The sequence below is a fragment of the Acidovorax delafieldii 2AN genome (assembly GCF_000175235.1).
Classification (GTDB): Bacteria; Pseudomonadota; Gammaproteobacteria; order Burkholderiales; family Burkholderiaceae_C; genus Acidovorax; species Acidovorax delafieldii_B.
This window is the reverse complement of the sequence record NZ_ACQT01000234.1, coordinates 1-5472: the sequence shown is the minus strand read 5'-3', so window position 1 is coordinate 5472 and position 5472 is coordinate 1. Positions and strand designations below refer to the sequence as shown.

Sequence of the window (5472 nt, the reverse complement as noted above, 5' to 3'; positions counted from 1 at the left end):
TGGCGCCACCGCGCGGGCGGCGTGCTGCTGTCCAGCTCGGGCCAGTTCCCGGCCCGGCGCGCCGAGTTGCAGCGGCCCGACCTGATGCCAACGCCCACCCCGCGCACCATCAACATGGTGAGCATCGGCGACGACCTGTTGCGCGACACCTCGCCCGGCTTCGGCCCCCGCATCGAAGCCGTGGTGGTCTACAACAGCAACCCCGTGGCGGTGGCGCCCGACTCGGGCAAGGTGGTGCGGGGCTTTGCGCGCAAAGACCTGTTCACCGTGGTGCTCGAGCACTTCCGCACCGACACGGCCGACTACGCCGACTATGTGCTGCCCGCCACCACCCAACTCGAACACTGGGACGTGCACCTGGCCTACGGCCACACCGACGTGCTGCTCAACCGCCCGGCCATCGCACCGCTGGGCCAGGCCCGTTCGAACGCACAGATCTTCCGCGACCTGGCCCGCCACATGGGCTTCACGGCCCCCTGTTTTGCCGACAGCGACGAAACCCTGTGCCGCCAGGCGTATGGCAACGCCGTGGACTTTGGCTTGCTGGAATCGCAGGGCTTTGCCACGCTGGCGCTGCCCGATGCGCCCTTTGCCGACGGCGGCTTTCCCACCCCCAGCGGAAAGTGCGAATTCTTCAGCGACCGCCTGGCGGCGCGCGGCTTGGACGGCCTGCCCGCCTACCTGTCCAACCATGAACTGCAGGGCACCTCGGCCCGCTACCCGCTGGCCATGATCTCGCCGCCAGCGCGCAATTTTCTGAACTCCACCTTCGTGAACGTGCAAAGCCTGCGCGACATCGAGGGCCGCCCTGTGCTGGAGATCCATCCCGACGATGCCGAGGCGCGCGGCGTGGCCGATGGCGTGGTGGTGCGCGTGTTCAACGACCGGGGCAGCTACCGCTGCCACGCGGAGGTGTCCACCCGTGCCCGGCCGGGCGTGGTCAATGGACTGGGCATCTGGTGGCGCAAGCTGGGCTTGGATGGCACCAACGTGAACGAGGTCACAAGCCAGGCCCTCACCGACCTGGGGCGTGCGCCCACCTTCTACGACTGCCTGGTGGAAGTGGAAGCCGATGGCACCGCAGCGGCTGCCGCGCCGTCGCTCAAGGCCTGAGGCCCGCGCGGCCGTCACCGAAGGCAGACTCCAGACGCCGCTTCAAAAATAATAGCTGCTCGCGCTCATTAGATAAGCGCGAGCAGCCGTTTCCACGCAAGAGACCGCCGCACTGCCGCGGCGCTAACGCTCCACGCGCCCCACTGCGGCGATGCGGGCGCGGGCTCAGCCCAGCTTTTTCAGCAGCGCATGGGCCGCTGGCTCGGACGAGGCCGGGTTCTGGCCGGTGATCAGCAGACCGTCGGTGATGGCATAGGGTTGCCAGTCGCCCAGCTTGGCGTAGTGGCCGCCATTGGCCTGGAGCATGTCTTCGACCAGAAACGGCACCACGTTCGTCAAACCCACGGCGGCTTCCTCGGTGTTGGTGAAGCCGGTGACGTTCTTGCCCTTGACCACCGACTGGCCGTCCTTGCCCTTGGGGTGGCGCAGCACGGCGGGCGCGTGGCACACGGCGGCCACGGGCTTGCCGGCGTTCAGCGTGGCCTCGATCAGGGCGATGGAGTGCGCGTCTTCGGCCAGGTCCCACAGCGGGCCATGGCCGCCGGGATAGAACACCGCGTCAAAGTCCACCGCCTGCACATCGGCCAGGCGCTCGGTGTGGGCAAGCGCCTTTTGCGCCGCGGCGTCGGCCTTGAAGCGGCGCGTGGCGTCGGTCTGCGCGCCGGGGTCGTCGCTCTTGGGGTCGAGCGGAGGCTGGCCGCCCTTGGGCGAGGCCAGCGTTACCTCGGCGCCCGCGTCCTTGAACACGTAGTAGGGCGCGGCAAACTCCTCCAGCCAGAAACCGGTTTTCGCGCCCGTGTTGCCCAGTTGGTCGTGCGAGGTGAGCACCATCAGTATCTTTGCCATGCTGTGTCCTTTCGAGAGAAGTGGCGAGGCTCGGCGCCCCACTGGCGCGCCGCCCTCCGGGTGACGGGCCGCTCAGGCGGGCAGCCCGGATGCGTGCCGGCTTACAGCGCGGCTTCGAGGATGCGGCGGCTCACGGCGGGGGTGATTTCGCGCTGCTCGCCCAGCTGCACCATGCCGTGCGCCTCGAGTTGCGCCACCACGGTGCCGATGGTGTCGGCGCCCAGGCCGTAGCCCGACAGGCGCGTGGGGATGCCCATGCGTTCAAAGAAGTCGCGCGTGCGCTCAATGGCGGCGGTGATGCGCTCGTCGTCGGTTCCGGTGGTGATGCCCCACACGCGTTCGCCATACTGCAGCAGCTTTTCACGCTTGGGGCCGCGGCGCTCGTTGAGCAGCGCGGGCAGCACGATGGCCAGCGTGCGGGCATGGTCGATGCCGTGCAGCGCCGTCAGTTCGTGGCCGATCATGTGCGTGGCCCAGTCCTGCGGCACGCCCGCGCCGATCAGGCCGTTGAGCGCCATGGTGGCGGCCCACATGAGGTTGGCGCGGTCGTCGTACACGGGTTCGGGCGCTGTCAGCAGGCGCGGGCCCACCTCGATCAGCGTCTGCAGGATACCTTCGGCAAACCGGTCCTGCACCGGCGCGTTGACCGGGTAGGTGAGGTACTGCTCGACGGTGTGCACGAACGCATCCACCACACCGTTGGCCAGCTGCTGCGGCGGCAGCGTGTAGGTCTTGGTGGGGTCGAGCACCGAAAACTTCGGGTAGGTGTGCACGCTGCTGAAGGCCAGCTTGGCCCCCTTGCCACGGTGCGTGATCACGCCACCGTTGTTCATCTCCGAGCCCGTGGCGGGCAGCGTGAGCACCGCGCCAAACGGCACGGCCCGCGCGATGTTGCGGCCGCGCTTTTCCAGGATGGCCCAGGCATCGCCCTCGAAATGCACGGCGGCTGCAATGAACTTGACTGCGTCGATCACCGAGCCCCCGCCCACGGCGAGCAGGAAGTCGAAGCCGCCGCTGCGCACCTGTTCCACGGCCTTCATCGAGGTTTCAAAACTCGGGTTGGGCTCGATGCCACTGAAAGTGGCGTGCGTGCGCCCGCCCAGCGCGGTGCGCACTTCGGCCAGCGTGCCGGTCTTCTCTGCACTGGCGCCGCCAACAAGGATCAGCACCTTGGCCTCTGCCGGCACCAGCTTGGCCAGGTCGGCCACGCGGCCCTTGCCGAAGGCGATGTGGGTGGGGTTGTGGAAGTCGAAATTCAGCATGGCAGTCCTTCGTGGATCTGGTGGAGGGGACGGATGAGGCGGGGCCCACGGGCCGGCGGCCTGCGGGGCATGGATGGGGCCCGAAGGCAGGGGTGGACGGTGCGCATGGGCATTCTTTCAGGCAGCGGGCGTGCCCAGCAACTGCCGGGTGCTTTGCAGTGCGTGCTCGAACGCCGAGCCATCGCGCCGCAACTTGGCCAGCAGGCTGGCGCCCAGCCACAGCTCATACAGGGTGAGCGCCAGTGCCGCCGCGTCGGTGTGCGCGGGCACCGTGCCTTCGGTCTGGCACTCGTGCAGGCACTGGGCGATGCGCTGCACGATGTCGTCAGTGCCTTGGCGCAGCGCCAGCCGCATGGGCTCGGACATGTCGGCCACCTCGGCGCTGAGCTTGACGATGAGGCACCGGGCGCCCGCCGCGCCCTGGTCGGCGCCATCGGCACAGCCCGCTTCCGGTTCAATGCCGCATTGCGACACGTTCCAGTACGACCAGTAGCGCATCAGCCGCTCGCGCGCCGGGGTGCCCAGCGCGTCGGGCGCCAGCAGCAGGTCGAGCCGGGCCAGGTAGCGCTCCAAGTACTGGGCCAGCAAGGCTTCGCCAAAGCGCTCCTTGCTGCCGAAGTAGTGGTAGAACGAGCCCTTGGGCACGCCCGCCGCCGCCAGAATTTCGGCCAGGCCGACGCCGACGAAGCCCTTGGCGGCGATGAGCTGCTCGCCACAGCGCAGGATCTGGTGTTTGACGGGGGGTTGCGTTTCGGTCATCACGCGGCGTATTGTGCCGCTACTAGACCGGTCGTCTAGGCGCCTGGCGGACAGCCCTGCTCCCAGCAGGGCCTTGAGAGCGGGGCCATTCCGTGGCTGGGTGGAGGCAGCGAGCGAGTCCCCTGACAGGCCGTTTCGCTCCGGCCCAGCACCAGCACCGGACTGCATTGCACGTCAGTTTTGCTCTTTATTCAGTAGCTATAAATACCCATAGATAAAGCGCTACAGGCCATTCATCCACAAATTTAGCCTACGCCGCCCGGCGCCAGCCCACGCCCTCAATCCAGCTTCACGCCGGCCGCCCGGATGATCTCGCCCCAGCGGGCGGCCTCGGCCCGCGCCATGGCGCGGAACTGTTCGGGTGTGCCCGGCAGGGCTTCCATGCCGAAGTCGGCCATGCGCTTGACGACGGCGGGGTTGAGCAAGGCCTTGTTCAGCTCGGCGTTCAGGCGCGCGGTGAGGGCGGCAGGCAATCCAGCGGGCGCGAGGACGCCCTGGAAAGCAAACACCTCGGTGTTGGGCACGCCCGCTTCGGCCAGCGTGGGCACATCGGGCAGGGCCGCCACGCGCTGGGCCGAGCCGATGGCCAGTGCGCGCACCTTGCCCGACTGGATCACCGGCAGGCCGGCGGCCAAGTCCAGGAACATGCAGGGCACCTGCCCGCCCATCACGTCCTGCAGCGCGGGCGCCGCGCCGCGGTAGGGGATGTGGGTGAGGAAGGTCTGGGTGCGGGTCTTGAACATCTCCATCGCCAGGTGGTGCGGCGAGCCGTTGCCGGGCGATGCGTAATTCACCTTGCCGGGGTGGGCACGCACGTAGGCCAGGAATTCCTTCACCGTCCTGGCTTCGAACGCGGGGTGCACCACCAGTGCCAGCGGAAAGCGGCTGATGCCGCCCACGTAGGTGAAGTCTTTCTCGGGGCTGAAGGGCAGCTTGCTGAACAGGTGTTCATTGAAGGCCAGCACGGCGTTGTCGGCCGACATGAAGGTGTAGCCGTCGGGCTTGGCCGTGGCCACCAGCTGCGCGCCAATGTTGGTGGAGGCGCCAGGGCGGTTGTCCACGATGATCTGCTGGCCCAGCGTCTCGCGCATGGCTTCGGCCACCGTGCGGGCCAGCACATCGGTGCCGCCACCGGCCGGGTACGGCACGACCCAGCGGATCGGCTGGCTGGGATATCCGGGCTGGGCCGCGGCCCACGGCGCGGCCGTGGCACCGGCAAGGGCCAGGGCGTTCTGGAGCAGGTGTCTGCGCTGCATGGTGGTTTGTCTCCTGTGGGGTGTGAGGGGGATGTCGCGTCCCGTTCGGCGAGATCTGGCGACTTACTATTTATTTGGTAGCTGATAGCGCTCACCGCTATTGCGCAAGCGGCTCTTTTGACCCGGATTTTGGTGGCGCGACAGGCACCTTGCCAGCGGGTGCGAACGCCACGCGTTCCACGCGAAAGCCCTGCTCTGCCAGCAGCGCGGGCAGCCCCTGCGGGCCCGCCATGTGC

The 5472-nt window shown here is 68.2% G+C and carries 5 protein-coding genes; 1 reads left to right on the top strand and 4 read right to left on the bottom strand.

Annotated features, from left to right (window positions below):
• Nucleotides 1-1113: molybdopterin-containing oxidoreductase family protein (locus ACDELDRAFT_RS18525; protein ID WP_005799537.1), on the top strand; the 1113-nt coding region annotated here is incomplete at its 5' end.
• Between the two features lie 165 nt (nt 1114-1278).
• On the opposite strand, the gene ACDELDRAFT_RS18520 is transcribed toward ACDELDRAFT_RS18525, so the two are convergent.
• From ACDELDRAFT_RS18520 to ACDELDRAFT_RS18505, 4 genes are all read right to left on the bottom strand, one after another.
• Complete coding sequence (locus tag ACDELDRAFT_RS18520) at nt 1279-1959, bottom strand: type 1 glutamine amidotransferase domain-containing protein (protein WP_005799536.1); 681 nt, start codon at nt 1957-1959, stop codon at nt 1279-1281.
• 101 nt (nt 1960-2060) lie between these two features.
• Nucleotides 2061-3221 (bottom strand): iron-containing alcohol dehydrogenase, encoded by a 1161-nt coding sequence (locus ACDELDRAFT_RS18515; RefSeq protein ID WP_005799535.1) that lies wholly within the window; start codon nt 3219-3221, stop codon nt 2061-2063.
• A gap of 117 nt (nt 3222-3338) precedes the next feature.
• The gene (locus ACDELDRAFT_RS18510) at nt 3339-3980 is read right to left on the bottom strand and encodes a TetR/AcrR family transcriptional regulator (protein WP_005799534.1); all 642 of its coding nucleotides are present in this window, start codon (nt 3978-3980) and stop codon (nt 3339-3341) included.
• Nucleotides 3981-4258: 278 nt separating this feature from the next.
• Nucleotides 4259-5236 carry a Bug family tripartite tricarboxylate transporter substrate binding protein gene (locus ACDELDRAFT_RS18505; RefSeq protein WP_005799533.1) on the bottom strand — a complete coding sequence of 326 codons (978 nt, stop codon included), beginning with the start codon at nt 5234-5236 and terminating at the stop codon, nt 4259-4261.
• Nucleotides 5237-5472 lie beyond the last annotated feature (236 nt).